This is a genomic window from Providencia sp. AGC89 (genome assembly GCF_053543535.1).
Map to the genome: position 1 here is coordinate 1 of NZ_JBIXLP010000008.1, position 16,287 is coordinate 16,287.

Here is a 16,287-nt window from a genome sequence, read left to right on the forward strand (position 1 = left end):
CCTAACACCTAACACCTAACACCTAACACCTAACACCTAACACCTAACACCTAACACCTAACACTGGGAATCAAATACTTGACCTCATAGCTTTCGCTCATTGAAAAATGGAAAAAGAAATCAATCGGTCTAGATGGGATTATAAATGTAGATGTAGGCTTAAACACGACAAGTATTGATAAGTATTGAAATAAATTGCGAGGCGCTTCCCACTTTAATGAATACTGTATTTTTCCTGAATAACTTATTACGAAGCGCGACTCAAAACCTATCTTAACTACTTATTGAATAAATAGTTAAGTTTTAGATTGGGCTCTAGATTATGGGTAAAAGGAGCCAAATATGAAAGGACAGGGAGGGGGGAAGAACTGGGCTATTAATCACACTATTCATTATTGGCTAGGTAAATATAAAAAATCACTATCATTATCATTGGCAGCATTAGCGGTAATTACTGGGGTATTACCTTTATTATTTATTCCTGAACTTATAAGTTTAAACGTTACAATTACTTGTATTTTTATCATTACTTTATTTTTAATCTTTTATATGACTAATAAGGTGGGGAAGTTTATCTCATTGGTTATCATATCGTTTATTTGGGGAAACTGGCATTGTATTGATATTAAAAACAAAATGTATTTTCTATCTGAGAAAAACCACAAAATTGACCTTACCGTTATAAGTATTCCGTTAGCAGGAAAGGAATATAAGCATAAGGTACGTATTGATAGAATAAACTCTAAAATTATTTTTCCTCCATTATATGCTTTATGGAAGACTAAGGAGCCATTATGCGCGGGGCAGTCATGGCAAATTGTAGGAAAGCTTAAGCCTTTACATAGTTCTTTAAATGAAGGGGGTTTTAATCAACAGCGTTATCTATTAGCAAAAAGGCAAATTGGTTTACTGAAGAGTCAGCAACAAAAAATATTAGACTCTCAATGTTCTATTAGACAAAAGCTTATTAACTATTATTCACAGCAAATATCACCATTAAATAATGCAGGTGTTATTTATGCGCTTATGTTTGGGGAAAGGGGGCTATTGACCCCACAGCATTCTCTACTATTACAGAATACAGGGTTAACTCATTTAACTGCGATATCTGGTTTACATATAGGTCTAGCCTATTTATTTGGTTATTTGATTGTAAGGGGGATTCAATATTTATTACCTATATCATTTTTAAATGAAAGTATCCCAATATTGTCAGGGGTATGTTTGGCTGTTCTTTATGCTTGGGTTTCTGATTTTGCAATCCCTGCAACTCGGGCATTTTTTGCTTTATTGTTATGGGTTTATATTCGAAAAAAAATATCTCATTATTTTTCTTGGCAATGGGCGTTATGGAGCATTGCAGGTATCTTAGTATTAGACCCGTTATCAATTTTATCAGATAGTTTTTGGCTATCGAGCTTTGCGGTTTTAGCCATACTCTATTGGTCCAGTGTTTTACCTTTATCTCCTCATCTTGCGCAACAAAAAGTAATAGGGAAAATTATTATATTAACTCATTTACAGATAGGTTTACTTATTCTACTTATTCCCATGCAACTTATAATGTTTAATGGCATTAATCTAATGAGTTTTTTTGCAAATCTTTGGTTTGTTCCTATTATTTCTTGGTTAGTAGTTCCTGCTATATTTGTCTTATTTTTACTACCAATTCCTGAGATACAAAATGTTATTTTACTTGCTATTGATCAGGTAATTGAATGGGGGTTGAAGCCAATTCCATTCTTCAGCCGCTTTTGGTTTGAATTACGTCATGTGCCTTATTATGCTTTGGTAAGCTGTTGGCTTATTGTTTTAGTGATCCTTTACCGGTGGTACAAAAATTACTTAGGGCTATGCGGCTGTGTCCTCATATTAATACTAACTGAAAGAGGGAATAGTAAATCACCAAAAAAGGATTGGAGCTTAACTGTACTCGATATTGGCCACGGTTTAGCAGTCGTTATAGAACAAAATAATCTAGCATTCTTATATGATACAGGAAATATATGGAAAGGGAGCAGCAGTGCAAAAAAGCAGGTTATCCCCTTTCTTAAACATCATAATATTACACCGTTAACTGTTATTCTCAGTCATAATCATCTGGATCATACTGGGGGCGTTAAAGATTTAAGTCAGCAATACCCGTGGATAAGCATACGTAGTAGTTTTGGTAATTACTCTAATGAATATAATAAGTTAAAGAAAAGACAGCGTATTCAGCATCTTCCTTGCTTCAAAGGGCAAAAGTGGCAATGGGGGATTTTAACATTTGAAGTGTTGTGGCCTGAAAAATCATCAAAAATATCGCATAACAATGATTCTTGTGTTATTCAATTAACTGATGGGTACCATAAAATCTTATTGACGGGAGATTTAGAAAAACAAGGTGAAAGATCAATTGTTGAAATGTATAAATCAAGACTTCATTCTAACATTTTATTTGCGCCTCACCATGGAAGTAGCACATCCTCAACCGCCTTATTGTTAAGGAATGTTAAACCATCATTGGCATTAGTTTCTTCTGCAAGGTACAGTGCGTGGAAAATTCCATCACAAAAAGTCTATTCTAGGTATAAAAGTAGTGGCGTTAAATGGTTAAACACAGCAGAGAATGGTCAGATAACTTTATGGTTTAAAAAAGAAAATATTAAAATTTTACGTTATCGCTATGAAATTCAACCCCGTTGGTATCATCTGTGGTTTGGCTTGCCGCTATTTCCCGAGTAGAATAGTGCGCTTACATTAAGTCTGGTAATTAAAAGTATGAATGATAAAGACCTTTCGACAAAACAAACTTTTCGCCGCTTGTGGCCAATTATTGCGCCTTTTAAAGCGGGTTTAATTGTAGCAGCAATAGCACTTATCATTAACGCCGCAGGTGATGCGTTTATGATTTCTTTGTTAAAACCCTTGTTAGATGAAGGCTTCGATAAAGCCGACAACGATGTTTTAAAATGGCTTCCGCTTGCGGTGTTAGGTCTTATGGTCGTTCGTGGTAGTTCTAGCTTTGTTTCAACCTATTGTGTTTCATGGGTCGCGGGCAAAGTCGTTATGAATATGCGCCGTAAATTGTTTGGTCATATGATGGGAATGCCTGTTAGCTTTTTTGACCAGCAGTCAACAGGGACATTATTATCGAGAATTACTTATGACTCAGAGCAGGTTGCTTCCTCTTCCTCAGGTGCATTAATTACTATTATACGTGAAAGCGCCTATATTATCGGGTTGTTTGCCATGATGTTTTATTACAGCTGGCAACTATCTCTGATATTAATTGTTATTGCCCCAGTTGTTTCTGTGACTATTCGCATTGTCTCTAAACGTTTTCGTAAAATCAGTAAAAATATGCAAACGGGGATGGGACATGTTACTGCTAGCGCAGAGCAAATGTTAAAAGGGCATAAAGAAGTTTTAATTTTTGGTGGGCAGAAAGTTGAAACTGAGCGTTTTAACAAGGTAAGCAATAACATGCGTCGCCAAAATATGAAAATGGTAACCGCATCAGCAATTTCAGACCCGATTGTTCAACTTATTGCTTCATTCGCATTGGCATTTGTATTGTACGCTGCGAGCTTTCCCGAAATTCGCGATGAATTAACATCAGGTACCATTGCCGTTGTATTTTCATCTATGTTTGCATTAATGCGGCCTTTAAAATCCCTCACTAATGTTAACTCTCAATTTCAGCGCGGTATGGCTGCTTGCCAAACCTTGTTTGCTATCTTAGATACTGAACAAGAAAAAGATAATGGGACGAAAGTATTAAAAGAGGTAAAAGGTGACATCAAATTTGAACATGTTACTTTTACCTATGAAACCAAAGAGCATCCTGCGTTAGACGATATTTCATTTACGTTACCTGCGGGGAAATCAGTTGCTCTGGTCGGGCGTTCAGGTTCAGGTAAGTCTACAATTGCTAATTTAATTACGCGTTTTTATGACATTGATGAAGGAACGATTCAGATAGATGGTCATGACATTCGCGAATACACCTTAGCTTCGTTACGGAACCAAGTTGCTTTAGTTTCACAGCATGTTTACTTATTTAACGATACGATAGCCAATAATATTGCCTATGCAACAGATGGCAACTACAGCCGTGAGCAAATTGAAAAAGCAGCAGAGATGGCTTACGCAATGGACTTTATTGCCAAGCTTGATAAAGGCTTAGATACGGTTATCGGTGAAAATGGGGTCATGCTTTCAGGTGGTCAGCGCCAGCGGATAGCGATAGCTCGCGCATTGTTACGTGATGCCCCAATCCTTATTCTTGATGAAGCAACCTCTGCTTTAGATACTGAGTCTGAACGTGCAATTCAAGCTGCACTTGATGAACTACAAAAGAATAGGACATCTTTAGTGATTGCTCATAGGTTATCAACGATAGAGAACGCCGATGAAATCTTAGTGGTACAAGATGGCAAGATTATTGAGCGTGGTAATCATGCATCTTTATTAGCGCAAGATGGCGCGTATTCTCAATTACATAGAATCCAATTTAAACAATGATAGAGCGTATTTGGTCTGGCAAATCTTGGCTATATATTTTGTTATTGCCGTTATCTTTCCTTTATGGGCTGATAACAGTAATTCGGCATATGGCATATAAAGTTGGGCTATTTCGTTCATGGAAAGCACCGGTTCCGGTGGTCGTAGTTGGGAACCTAACTGCGGGTGGAAATGGTAAAACGCCCGTAGTCATTTGGTTAGTTGAATCATTAACTAATGCAGGTTGTCGGGTGGGGGTCGTTTCTAGGGGCTATGGCGGTAAGTCAGAGAATTACCCATTAGTACTTAATGAGGCGACTACCACACAAGTTGCAGGGGATGAACCTGTATTGATATTTCATCGCACAAAGGCGCCTGTTGCTGTAGCCCCTAAGCGTAGCGATGCAGTTAAAGCCCTGCTTCAGGCATACGAATTAGATGTCATCATCACCGATGATGGGCTACAACACTACGCACTGCAACGTGACTATGAGATAGTCGTCATTGATGGGCAACGTCGTTTTGGTAATGGCTGGTGGCTTCCTGCTGGGCCTATGCGTGAAAGAATTGGGCGTTTAAAAACTGTTAATGCATCTATAGTTAATGGTGGTAATCCCCAAGGAAATGAAGTGCTAATGACCCTAGAGGGGGATAGCGCAATTAACCTTGTGAGCTTAAAAAAACAACCCGTTACGGAGCTAGAGTCGGTAGTGGCAATGGCAGGAATTGGTCACCCCACACGTTTTTTTAATTCTTTACAGGGTAAAGGGGTTGTATTAGAGGGAAGCCAAGCTTTTGCCGATCACCAATCGTATGAACAACAACAGTTAATGTCTTTAGTTAAACCCCATCAGTCTTTATTAATGACGGAGAAAGATGCAGTAAAATGCCGCGAATTTGCTCAACCTAACTGGTGGTTCCTTCCTGTTCAAGCTCAGCTCCAACATCGTGGTGCAGATAAAATTTTAAGCGAAATAAAAAAACTTATCACAAATAACAAAAAAACTTGCCACTAACGTTTCACTATGATAATAATATCGCCAATGTGATATAGATCTACTTATTATGTATCTAGATGCAATACATTAATAATTGGATTTTATACTAGCTTGAATTTCACGCCGCGTTCTTTAGTTAGTCTTCATATCCTCGCACAATCTACATTATTGGGTCGTTACTTCTAAGTTTTGTCATCATAATGTCAAATTAGGCTGTTAACTTCACAGTGGATGAGTGATATCTGAAATCTATATTTACGGGCGTTATAGTAAATGCACAATTATTTATGTGCATAAATTGGTAAAAGTGTATTTACTCTTTGATGTATTAATAGATCGGCAATTTATAAATGGGACGCAAGAAAGAGTAATGATACAAAGATAAAAAAAATATTGTTCTCAGAACAAAAGGAGTTTTAATATGAATTTTCAATTACATATGGGTCGAGTTAAATGGTTTGACGCAAAAGAAGGTTACGGTTTTATTTCACCATTCAATGGTGGAGATGATGTATTTGTGACAACAAAATCAATCGCTAATAAAAAAATCAAATCATTATTTGAAGGTCAAAACGTTGAGTTCTCTGTTACTCGTAATTCGGATGGCATAACGGCAGCAGACGTTATTGCTTACTAGAAGTAATTACTAAACAATTAACAGAACAAATTCTCCTGCTTTTATCCTCTCATCTCACGCAGGAGATCTTATTCAGAAAGATTAAAGTTAACGGTGATATCTGCATGTGATATCCTGACTCCAAGTGAGTTAAAATCCATTCGGGAGAAAACATGGATCACCGTTTACTTGAAATCATTGCCTGCCCTATATGTCATGGCAAATTAAGCTATAACAAAGAAAACCTCGAGCTTATCTGCAAGTTTGATCACTTAGCCTATCCAATTCGTGATGGCATCCCTGTATTACTCGAAAATGAAGCACGCCAAGTCTCATTAGATGAAGGAAAATAATCGCCATGTTTACGGTTATTATTCCTGCTCGTTATGCATCGACCCGTTTGCCGGGTAAACCTTTAGCTGATATTCATGGCAAGCCAATGGTCGTTAGGGTGATGGAACAAGCGATTAAATCAGGAGCTAGTCGAGTCATTGTGGCGACAGATCATCCTGATGTGGCTAAAGCCGTGATTGAAGCTGGGGGTGAGGCTTGTATGACCAACCCCGAGCACCAGTCTGGCACTGAGCGGTTAGCAGAAGTTATCGATACTTACGGCTTTTCTGATGATGAAATTATTGTGAATGTGCAAGGGGATGAGCCTTTAATTCCACCTGAAATTATTAGCCAAGTAGCAAATAATCTTAAGGGAAGTCAAGCTGGAATGGGTACGCTGGCCGTGCCTATTCGTGATGCTCATGAGGCGTTTAACCCCAATGCAGTGAAAGTGGTTACTGATCAAGGTGGCTATGCGTTGTACTTTTCTCGTGCAACTATTCCTTGGGACAGAGACGGTTTTGCTAAAAGTCATGATGTCATTGGTGACACGTTTTTACGTCATATTGGTATTTACGCCTATCGCGCTGGGTTTATCCGCCGTTATGTTAGTTGGGAAGCTAGTCCATTAGAAAAAATCGAGATGCTTGAGCAGCTTCGGGTGCTTTGGTATGGTGAGAAAATTCATGTGGATGTAGCTAAAACAACACCAGGGGCGGGTGTTGATACCCAAGCAGATCTTGATGCTGTCAGAAAGCAATTTCTATTGTAATTAAAATATTATTCAGTAAGCCCAAGAGGTAGCATCTTGTTTGTTCTCTTGGTATTCAACAAAAGGTGTAATCTGTATAGGTTACACCTTTTTGTTTTCATTCGGCGACGGTTGCTTCTGGAGTTGGCAACGAGGAGTCTATTGATTGTGTATTATCAGGCTTTAGGTGCCACCAAATCGTCCCAAGAAATTCATACCACGCTCGTTCACTGTGACCGAAGTAATATGCTGAAGGGATGTATTTCTCCCATGGGTTAATGCCGCTAGTAATAACAAGTTGATTTGCGGGAGCAGGGAATGGTTGCATGCCTCTGTCTGTAAACATGGTTATCGCCCGAGGCAAATGGTTGGCTGAAGTGACTAATAAGAAAGGCGATTTCCCAATAATTTTCTCAACCTCAAAGGCTTCTTCTTGGGTATCTTTAGGCTCTGTAAGAGGGATTGTATCTTGTGCGGGTACACCTAAAGACTGAGCTACTTGTGCCGCAACTTCTGCACTGCTTATGGTGCTGCTCGCTTTCCCTCCAGTAAAGATAAGCTTACTGCCTGGGTGTTTTAAATATAATCGGACGCCTTCAGTTACTCTTGGTAGGCTGTTATTCAATAAGTTAGAGCTTGGGCTCCAATCTGGGTTGTAAGTAAACCCACCTCCTAATACCACGATATACTGTATATTTTGCGGTGGTGTTTCAGTGATCAATTCATATCGCTTATTATATTGGCCTTCTACAGGCGCGAGCAAGCTATCTGAAACAGGCTGTAATCCGAGTACTGCTAGGAGTATTAAGCTCAGGCTAGTAAATGTTTTTCCGCACCGTTGCCAGCGAGTGAACCAGAGTAAAATTAACCCGATAAACCCAATGATGAGCAATAATGGCAGTGGCATCAAAAGGGAACCAATATATTTTTTTAAAAAAAATAACATAACTAAGCCTATTCTTAAGGGTTATCAATCAATTTTGGTTGTGGAACTACCCTTGAAAAAGCGTCATATAACCACTTTTTCAACATAAAAATAGCGAAAATCGCCTTCAATGATGTCAAAATGAAATTCACTGAGCAAAATAAAGTACAATGCAAAAATATCGCTATTATCTGTTATAATTCATGTTTCAATTGTCGCCCACATCTGGTGTGATAAGCACAATACTCAGTGATAGTATTCTCAATTTAGCTTAATTTCATTAAGTTCAAGATGAAAATAGACTACATTGGCGGTTTTTGCGACTAATTGGCCCATAAAACTTAGTTAATGAACAATGATAGGCAACCGGATAGCACATGGCAGACCGCAACTTTGATGATATTGTCGATAAATTTGCAAAAAATATCTACGGCACGACAAAAGGAAAAATACGTGAAGCGGTGGTTTGGCAAGATTTAACGCATATATTAGATAGCCAATTTAAGGGGAAAACCTTAAAAATACTTGATGCAGGTGGAGGTGAAGGGCATTTTTCACGTAAACTTGCTGCTATGGGCCATCAAGTTATACTTTGCGATTTATCCGAAGAAATGTTGGAACGAGCCAGTGAGCTTGCAAAAGAACAAGGGATTAGCGATAACATTCGCTTTGTTCACTGCGCGGTGCAAGATATTTCCCAACATATTAATGAGCCCGTTGACCTTGTTTTATTCCATGCTGTTCTTGAATGGATTAGCGATCAAAAATATGCAATTGAACAACTGGCAGATATAATCAGACCAGAAGGCGTATTTTCTGTCATGTTCTATAATGCAAATGGCTTAGTCATGCGTAATGCGATTTTGGGGAACTTTCATTTGGCAACCCCGCATATTCAGCGGCGTCGTAAACGCTCGTTATCGCCACAGAAACCTTTATTTCCTCAGCAAGTTGATGAGTGGTTAAGGGGGTGTGGTATGGGCATCTTAGCTAAAAGTGGCGTCAGAGTTTTCCATGACTATCTGCAAAGTAGGCAATTACAGCAAAAAGATTTTCCTGCATTGTTAGCGTTAGAGCAACAATATTGTCGTGAAGAACCCTATCTTAGTATGGGGCGTTATATTCATGTCATGGCACGCAAACAAATACAAAAGGACGATTTATGAGTGATTTTTCCCAGACCGTCCCTGAACTTGTGTCTTGGGCACGAAAAAATGATTTTGCGATTTCACTCCCTGCTGAGCGTTTGGCATTTTTGCTGGCGGTGGCAGTATTAAACAGTGAAAGAGTGAATGGCGAAATGAGTGAAGGGGAACTGGTTGACGCCTTTCGTGAAGTTTGCAAAGGTTTTGAACAGACAACGGAATCTTTGGCGGTGAGGGCAAATAATGCCATCAATGATATGGTGCGCCAAAAGATATTTAACCGTTTCGCCAGTGATATTGTTGAAGGCAATGCCATTTATCGTCTGACCCCATTGGGGATTGGCATCAGCGATTATTATATACGCCAGCGAGAATTTTCCACATTAAGACTTTCCATGCAGCTTTCGATAGTTGCCAGTGAGCTGCAAAGAGCGGCTGAAGCAGCAGAAGAAGGCGGTGATGAATTTTATTGGCATCGTTATGTTTTTGCTCCATTAAAATATTCAGTCGCTGAAATTTTTGATAGCATCGATTTATCCCAACGTATCATGGATGAGCAGCAAAATACCGTTAAAGAAGATATTGCTGCCTTGTTAAACCAAGATTGGCAGGCGGCCATCGCAAACTGTGAGCAATTATTATCAGAAACATCCGGTACTTTGCGTGAGCTGCAAGACACGTTAGAAGCCGCAGGGGATAAACTACAAGCCAATTTATTGCGTATTCAAGAAGCGAATATGAATGCACCTGCTTTTTCTGAAATGGTGGATAGACTGGTTTTTGACTTACAAAATAAATTAGACCGTATCGTCAGTTGGGGGCAGCAATCTATCGATTTATGGATAGGCTATGACCGTCACGTCCATAAATTTATCCGTACAGCGATAGATATGGATAAAAACAGGATCTTTTCACAACGGTTACGTCAGTCCGTTCAACATTATCTCGATAGCCCTTGGGCTCTTACTTATACCAACGCAGACCGGTTATTCGATATGCGAGATGAAGAGCTCACATTACATGATGAAGAGGTAACGGGTGAATTGCCTCCAGAGCTTGAATTTGAAGAGTTTAGTGAGCTCAATGATAAACTAGCCGAGTTAATGGAAGTGGAACTTGCCATCTATAAAACAGAACAGCGTCCATTAGACGTTGGTCGTGTATTGCAGGGGTACTTGCAGCAATATCCACAAAAACGTCATTTTGATGTCGCTCGAATTATTATTGATCAGGCGGTAAGACTAGGCATTGCAGAGGCTGATTTGGCGGGGTTACCGGCAGAATGGCAAGCTATTAATGATTACGGAGCCAAGGTACAGGCACATGTCATCGACAAATATTGAACAATTTATGCCAGTAAAACTGGCTCAAGCATTAGCTAACCCTATTTTCCCAGAGCTAGACAGCCAATTGCGTTCAGGTCGGCATATTAGTATTGATGACCTTGATAACCACGCATTTTTGATGGATTTTCAGGAAGCATTGGAGCAATTTTACTCACGGTATAATGTTGAGCTAATTCGTGCACCTGAAGGGTTTTTCTATTTACGCCCGCGTTCGACCACGTTGATCCCACGCTCAGTCCTATCTGAATTGGATATGATGGTTGGCAAAATTCTGTGTTATCTCTACCTCAGCCCTGAGCGTTTAAGTAATCAAGGTATCTTTACCTCTCAAGAGCTTTTTGAAGAATTACTCTCTTTAGCGGATGAAAATAAACTGCTTAAATTTGTTAATCAGCGTTCTACGGGTTCTGACCTTGATAAACAAAAATTGCAGGAAAAATTAAGAACATCATTAAACCGTCTACGTCGTTTAGGGATGGTGCATTTTCTGCAAAATGACCCGAGTAAATTTATTATTAGTGAATCTGTGTTCCGTTTTGGTGCAGATGTACGCAGTGGTGATAACCCGCAAGACGCTCAGTTACGTATGATCCGTGATGGCGAAGCTATCTCTCTCGAAGGTGAACTCTCACTAAAAGACAGTGAAGAAGAGAATGTCGAAGATAGTCAAGAACCGGCAGAAAGTGATGAGGATGAAGAATAATGATTGAACGCGGAAAATTTCGCTCACTGACGCTGGTGAATTGGAACGGTTTTTTTGCTCGTACTTTTGACCTTGACGAGTTAGTCACCACTTTATCTGGTGGTAATGGTGCGGGTAAATCGACAACGATGGCTGCTTTTATTACTGCCATGATCCCAGATTTAACCTTACTCCACTTCCGTAATACCACTGAAGCCGGTGCTACCTCAGGGTCACGGGACAAAGGGTTACATGGGAAATTACGTCCTGGAGTCTGCTATGCCATTTTAGATGTTTTAAACTCTAAACATCAGCGCGTCATGGTGGGTGTGCGCTTACAGCAAGTTGCTGGGCGTGATAAAAAAGTTGATATTAAGCCTTTCATGGTGCAAGGCATTCCATTGGCAACGGTTCCGACTGAAATATTGACAGAAGTGATTGATGGTCGCCAAGCCAAAGTGATCCCACTGAATGAGTTAAAAGAACGCCTTGAAGAGCAAGAAGGAATTTTGTTCAAGCAATTTAACTCAATTACAGATTACCATTCGGTTCTATTTGAATTAGGTGTCTTGCCAAAACGTTTACGCTCAGCGAGTGATCGAAGCAAATATTATCGGCTTATTGAAGCGTCATTATACGGTGGGATTTCCAGCGCGATTACGCGTTCATTACGTGATTACTTATTGCCTGAAAATGGTGGCGTTCGTAAAGCCTTCCAAGATATGGAAGCTGCATTGCGTGAAAACCGCTTAACGTTGGAAGCCATTCGCGTTACACAATCTGACCGCGACTTGTTTAAACATTTAATTAGCCAAGCAACGGATTATGTATCAGCGGATTATATGCGTCATTCCAATGAAAGGCGTATCCATTTAGATGCCGCTTTAGCTGCACGTAATGAGTTATTCGCTAGTCGTAAACAACTGCGTATAGAGCAAGTTCGTAGTGTAGAAATGGCACGCGAACTAAATGAGCAAAATAGCGCTTCAACAGAATTGGAAGCTGATTACCAAGCGGCCAATGACCATTTGAATTTAGTGCAAGCAGCGCTACGTCAGCAAGAAAAAATAGACCGTTATCAAGCTGATATTGAAGAGCTGACTTATCGCCTTGAAGAGCAAAGCGAAGTTGTTGCAGAAGCAACAGAAACACAAGACGAATATGAAGCTCGTGCCCAAGCCGCTGAGATAGAGGTTGATGAGCTAAAAAACCAATTAGCGGACTACCAACAAGCATTAGATGTACAGCAAACTCGTGCTATCCAATACCAACAAGCGTTACATGCATTAACTCGAGCTCGTGATTTGTGTCAGCTTCCTGAATTATCAATTGATAATGCAGATGAATGGTTAGATACATTTGAGGCTCGGGAACAGCAAGCGACAGAGTCGTTATTGGCCCTTGAACAAAAAATGAGTGTTGCTGATGCAGCACATAGCCAATTTGAGCAAGCCTATCAATTAGTTAAAAATATGGTAGGTGAGGTAAGTCGCAGTGATGCATACCAACAAGCACGTGCTCTATTACGGGATTGGTCATCACAACAGCATTTAGCTGAACGTGTACAACCGTTACGCATGCAACTCTCTGAATTACAACAACGCCTAAATAGCCAGCAGAATGCAGAGCGTATGTTGGCAGAGTTTTGTAAACGCCACGGTCAAAGCTATGAGCCTGATGAACTTGATGCGTTAATGGCTGAGTTAGAAGCGCAACAAGAAGAATTAAGTGTTGGTGTAAACGAAAGTGGCGAAAGGCGCATGCAAATGCGCCAAGAATTGGAACAAATTCGCCAGCGTATCCAACAGTTATCTTCTAAAGCACCTGCATGGATCATTGCTCAAGAAGCATTAACTCAATTGAATGAACAATCAGGTGAAGTTTTTGCATCGAGTACTGCTGTAACTGAATTTATGCAGCAGTTGCTTGAACAAGAAAGGGAAATCACGGTTGAGCGCGATGAGATTGCAGCGCAGCGGCGCGACCTTGAGAAGCAAATAGAGCGTTTAAGTCAGCCAAGTGGTGCAGAAGATAGCCGGATGCTTGCATTGGCGGAACGTTTCAACGGGGTATTACTGTCTGAAATTTATGATGACATTACTATTGAAGATGCGGCTTATTTCTCAGCATTATATGGTCCTGCTCGTCATGGTATTGTCGTACAGGATTTATCAGTTGTTCGTAGCCAGTTAGAAACTTTACAAGACTGCCCTGATGATGTGTATTTTATCGAAGGGGACCCTTCTTCCTTTGATGATAGCGTTTTTGATGCCCAAGAATTTGAACAAGCCGTATTAGTTCGCTCTTCTGAGCGGCAGTGGCGTTATTCGCGTTATCCTGAGCTTCCTTTATTTGGGCGAGCAGCGCGTGAAAGCCATTTAGAGTCATTATCAGCTGAGCGTGATGAGCTCGCCGAACGCTATGCGACATTGTCATTTGATGTACAAAAAATTCAACGTTCACATCAAGCATTCAGTCGTTTTATCGGTCAGCACATTTCTGTCGCTTTCGAAGCAGACCCAGAAGCTGAAATCCGTACACTTAATCAAAAACGAACAGAACTAGAAAGAGCTTTAGCGCAATTTGAAGAACAAACCCAACAACAGCGCCAACAATTTGCTCAAGGAAAAGAAAGTTTAACGGCACTTAACCGTTTGTTACCGCAGATGGGCTTGTTACTTGATGAAACACTGGTGGATAGGGTTGAAGAAATCAATGAGGAACTATCAGAAGCTGAAGAAGCGGCGCATTTCCTCAATAAACATGGAAGTACATTAGAAAAATTAGAGCCGATTGTAACGGTATTACTCAGTGACCCTGAGCAACATGACCAGCTACGCAAAGATTACGAACTCGCGAAGCACACTCAACAGAATGCAAAACAGCAGGCTTTTGCATTGGTTGAAGTGGTTCAACGTCGGGCTCACTTTAGTTACAGTGACTCTACGGGGATGGTTAGTGAAAATAGTGATTTGAATGAAAAATTGCGTCAGCGTTTGGAACAGGCAGAAACCGAGCGAGCTCGAGCCCGTGAGCAACTACGTCAGCAGCAATCGCAGAGTGCGCAATACCATCAAGTATTGGCTTCGTTACGTAGCTCTTTTGAAACTAAGCAAGAAATGCTGAAAGAGCTAGAAGCCGAAATGCAGGAGATTGGTGTAAAAGCTGACCCTGAAGCACAAGAGCGTGCACGCATTCGTCGTGATGAATTACACCAACGAGTGATGGAGAACCGTAGCCGTATTAATCAGTTAGAAAAACAGCTAACCTTATGTGAAGCTGAAATGGATAACTTACAAAAACGCCTACGTAAGTTAGAAAAAGATTATTATCTATTACGTGAACAAGTGGTTTCTGCGAAAGCAGGTTGGTGTGCTGTAATGCGTTTGGTGAAAGACAATGGTGTTGAGCGCCGTTTGCACCGCCGTGAACTTGCTTATACTGATGGTGACAGTTTACGCTCTATGTCGGATAAAGCATTAGGGGCGCTACGTCTTGCGGTGGCAGATAACGAACATTTACGTGATGTGCTACGTTTATCTGAAGATCCAAAATACCCAGAACGCAAAATTAAGTTCTTTATTGCAGTGTATCAACACTTACGCGAACGAATTCGCCAAGATATTATTCGTACGGATGACCCGATTGATGCGATTGAGCAAATGGAAATTGAGTTGGGTCGTTTAACGGAAGAATTAACCGCTCGTGAGCAAAAATTAGCGATTAGCTCGAAAAGTGTGGCGAATATTATTCGCAAAACGATCCAACGTGAACAAAATCGTATCCGCATGTTAAACCAAGGGTTACAAGCCGTTGCGTTTGGCCAAGTGAAAGGCGTTCGTCTTAATGTAAATATTCGTGAAAGCCATGCACTGTTACTCAGTGTCCTGTCTGAAGAAAGTGAAATGCATCAAGACTTATTTACTAGCCAGCGCCTGACATTCTCTGAAGCGATGGCAAAACTGTATCAACGCCTTAACCCACAAGTGGATGTTGGCCAGCGTTTACCGCAAACCATTGGTGAGGAATTACTCGATTATCGTAATTATTTAGAGCTAGATGTTGAGGTTAACCGTGGCTCAGATGGCTGGCTGAAAGCAGAGAGTGGTGCGCTATCAACGGGTGAAGCTATTGGTACAGGGATGTCAATTCTAGTGATGGTGGTACAAAGCTGGGAAGAAGAATCCCGTCGTTTACGTGCAAAAGATATTATTCCTTGTCGTCTATTATTCTTAGATGAAGCCGCTCGATTAGATGCTAAATCGATAGCAACCTTATTCGAATTGTGTGATAGGTTAGAAATGCAGTTAATAATTGCGGCACCAGAGAATATAAGCCCTGAGAAAGGGACAACTTATAAGCTAGTTCGTAAGGTGATAGGCAACCATGAGCATGTGCATGTGGTTGGCTTAAAAGGTTTTGGCCAAGACAGTGCTAGTGTTCAAGAACCGGCCTTGTAGTAATAGATAACTTAAATGCATTTAAAGCCGATACTTAGTAATAAGTATCGGCTTTTTTGTATTTGATATCCCTTCTTCTAACTGAAGGGATATCTGTGTTTTAAACATAAAAGCACAGTATTTTAATGGGTAGCTTAATAGTGATAGCGAGAGAAACTGCTTAGGGAAAGTATATTTTTACGATTAACGCATATAGAATGTAACAAAAATTAATGAAGTATAACTAACTCTCGTAATGAATTTAATTTAGGTAAAACTTTGCATGAAAAATACTTATAGTTATATCGATGTAATAACTAATTATGGATAAGGATAATTAACTGTTTCTATATAGGGGTATTTGGCAGTTTTACAACGGATTGGAAATTTTTTTATCTGTTTATTTCTTATTTATGCTGATGGAGTCTCACAAAAACTCTAAATTGGTGTTTTAATTGGTTGATTTATTTGTTTGTTTTGGTTTTTCTTAATGTTAAACAACATAAAAATGTAACCTGAGTGCTAAGGTTAGTCAGTTCATTGTATTTTTATTCTTTAGCGCAT

11 protein-coding genes are annotated in these 16,287 nt (G+C 40.0%); 10 read left to right on the top strand and 1 reads right to left on the bottom strand.

Annotation, left to right across the window (positions count from 1 at the left end):
• The first annotated feature begins 342 nt into the window (after positions 1-342).
• The 6 genes from ACIPUA_RS04290 (at position 343) to kdsB (ending at position 7,207) form a co-directional block, all read left to right on the top strand.
• Positions 343-2,727, top strand: a complete 2,385-nt coding sequence (locus tag ACIPUA_RS04290; RefSeq protein WP_449059308.1) for a DNA internalization-related competence protein ComEC/Rec2 — start codon at positions 343-345, stop codon at positions 2,725-2,727.
• A 36-nt stretch (positions 2,728-2,763) separates the two neighbouring features.
• Positions 2,764-4,509, top strand: a complete 1,746-nt coding sequence (gene msbA, locus ACIPUA_RS04295) for a lipid A ABC transporter ATP-binding protein/permease MsbA (RefSeq protein ID WP_042846473.1) — start codon at positions 2,764-2,766, stop codon at positions 4,507-4,509.
• The gene (gene lpxK, locus ACIPUA_RS04300; protein ID WP_449059309.1) at positions 4,506-5,504 is read left to right on the top strand and encodes a tetraacyldisaccharide 4'-kinase; all 999 of its coding nucleotides are present in this window, start codon (positions 4,506-4,508) and stop codon (positions 5,502-5,504) included. Before msbA ends, lpxK begins: the two co-directional genes overlap by 4 nt.
• 403 nt (positions 5,505-5,907) lie before the next feature.
• Complete coding sequence (locus ACIPUA_RS04305) at positions 5,908-6,123, top strand: cold-shock protein (RefSeq protein ID WP_004256206.1); 216 nt, start codon at positions 5,908-5,910, stop codon at positions 6,121-6,123.
• Between the two features lie 152 nt (positions 6,124-6,275).
• Positions 6,276-6,455: a Trm112 family protein gene (locus ACIPUA_RS04310; protein WP_042846471.1), complete on the top strand. Its 180-nt coding sequence runs from the start codon at positions 6,276-6,278 to the stop codon at positions 6,453-6,455.
• Positions 6,456-6,460: 5 nt separating this feature from the next.
• Positions 6,461-7,207: a 3-deoxy-manno-octulosonate cytidylyltransferase gene (kdsB, locus tag ACIPUA_RS04315; protein WP_042846470.1), complete on the top strand. Its 747-nt coding sequence runs from the start codon at positions 6,461-6,463 to the stop codon at positions 7,205-7,207.
• A 97-nt stretch (positions 7,208-7,304) separates the two neighbouring features.
• Here kdsB and elyC read toward each other — a convergent pair whose 3' ends face one another.
• Positions 7,305-8,132, bottom strand: coding sequence for an envelope biogenesis factor ElyC (gene elyC / locus ACIPUA_RS04320; RefSeq protein ID WP_042846469.1), 828 nt, complete (start codon positions 8,130-8,132; stop codon positions 7,305-7,307).
• Between the two features lie 356 nt (positions 8,133-8,488).
• Between elyC and cmoM the strand changes: the two genes are divergently transcribed.
• From cmoM to mukB, 4 genes are read left to right on the top strand one after another with little or no spacing between them, the layout of a single operon-like run.
• Entirely contained in the window at positions 8,489-9,277 is a 789-nt protein-coding gene (gene cmoM, locus ACIPUA_RS04325) for a tRNA uridine 5-oxyacetic acid(34) methyltransferase CmoM (RefSeq protein WP_048606597.1), read from the top strand.
• Complete coding sequence (gene mukF / locus ACIPUA_RS04330; RefSeq protein WP_042846467.1) at positions 9,274-10,599, top strand: chromosome partition protein MukF; 1,326 nt, start codon at positions 9,274-9,276, stop codon at positions 10,597-10,599. The genes cmoM and mukF overlap by 4 nt, the downstream gene beginning before the upstream one ends.
• A complete protein-coding gene (gene mukE, locus ACIPUA_RS04335; protein ID WP_042846466.1) occupies positions 10,580-11,305 on the top strand; it encodes a chromosome partition protein MukE in 726 nt (241 codons plus the stop codon). Before mukF ends, mukE begins: the two co-directional genes overlap by 20 nt.
• Complete coding sequence (gene mukB / locus ACIPUA_RS04340; protein ID WP_210789007.1) at positions 11,305-15,744, top strand: chromosome partition protein MukB; 4,440 nt, start codon at positions 11,305-11,307, stop codon at positions 15,742-15,744. Before mukE ends, mukB begins: the two co-directional genes overlap by 1 nt.
• Positions 15,745-16,287 lie beyond the last annotated feature (543 nt).

What these genes read in the sequence shown, in the direction of transcription:
- mukF (WP_042846467.1), top strand. Translation starts at nt 9,274, where the DNA reads ATGAGTGATTTTTCCCAGACCGTCCCTGAACTTGTGTCTTGGGCACGA.
- cmoM (WP_048606597.1), top strand. Translation starts at nt 8,489, where the DNA reads ATGGCAGACCGCAACTTTGATGATATTGTCGATAAATTTGCAAAAAAT.
- mukB (WP_210789007.1), top strand. Translation starts at nt 11,305, where the DNA reads ATGATTGAACGCGGAAAATTTCGCTCACTGACGCTGGTGAATTGGAAC.
- ACIPUA_RS04305 (WP_004256206.1), top strand. Translation starts at nt 5,908, where the DNA reads ATGAATTTTCAATTACATATGGGTCGAGTTAAATGGTTTGACGCAAAA.
- ACIPUA_RS04310 (WP_042846471.1), top strand. Translation starts at nt 6,276, where the DNA reads ATGGATCACCGTTTACTTGAAATCATTGCCTGCCCTATATGTCATGGC.
- lpxK (WP_449059309.1), top strand. Translation starts at nt 4,506, where the DNA reads ATGATAGAGCGTATTTGGTCTGGCAAATCTTGGCTATATATTTTGTTA.
- elyC (WP_042846469.1), bottom strand. Translation starts at nt 8,132, where the DNA reads ATGTTATTTTTTTTAAAAAAATATATTGGTTCCCTTTTGATGCCACTG.
- kdsB (WP_042846470.1), top strand. Translation starts at nt 6,461, where the DNA reads ATGTTTACGGTTATTATTCCTGCTCGTTATGCATCGACCCGTTTGCCG.
- mukE (WP_042846466.1), top strand. Translation starts at nt 10,580, where the DNA reads ATGTCATCGACAAATATTGAACAATTTATGCCAGTAAAACTGGCTCAA.
- msbA (WP_042846473.1), top strand. Translation starts at nt 2,764, where the DNA reads ATGAATGATAAAGACCTTTCGACAAAACAAACTTTTCGCCGCTTGTGG.
- ACIPUA_RS04290 (WP_449059308.1), top strand. Translation starts at nt 343, where the DNA reads ATGAAAGGACAGGGAGGGGGGAAGAACTGGGCTATTAATCACACTATT.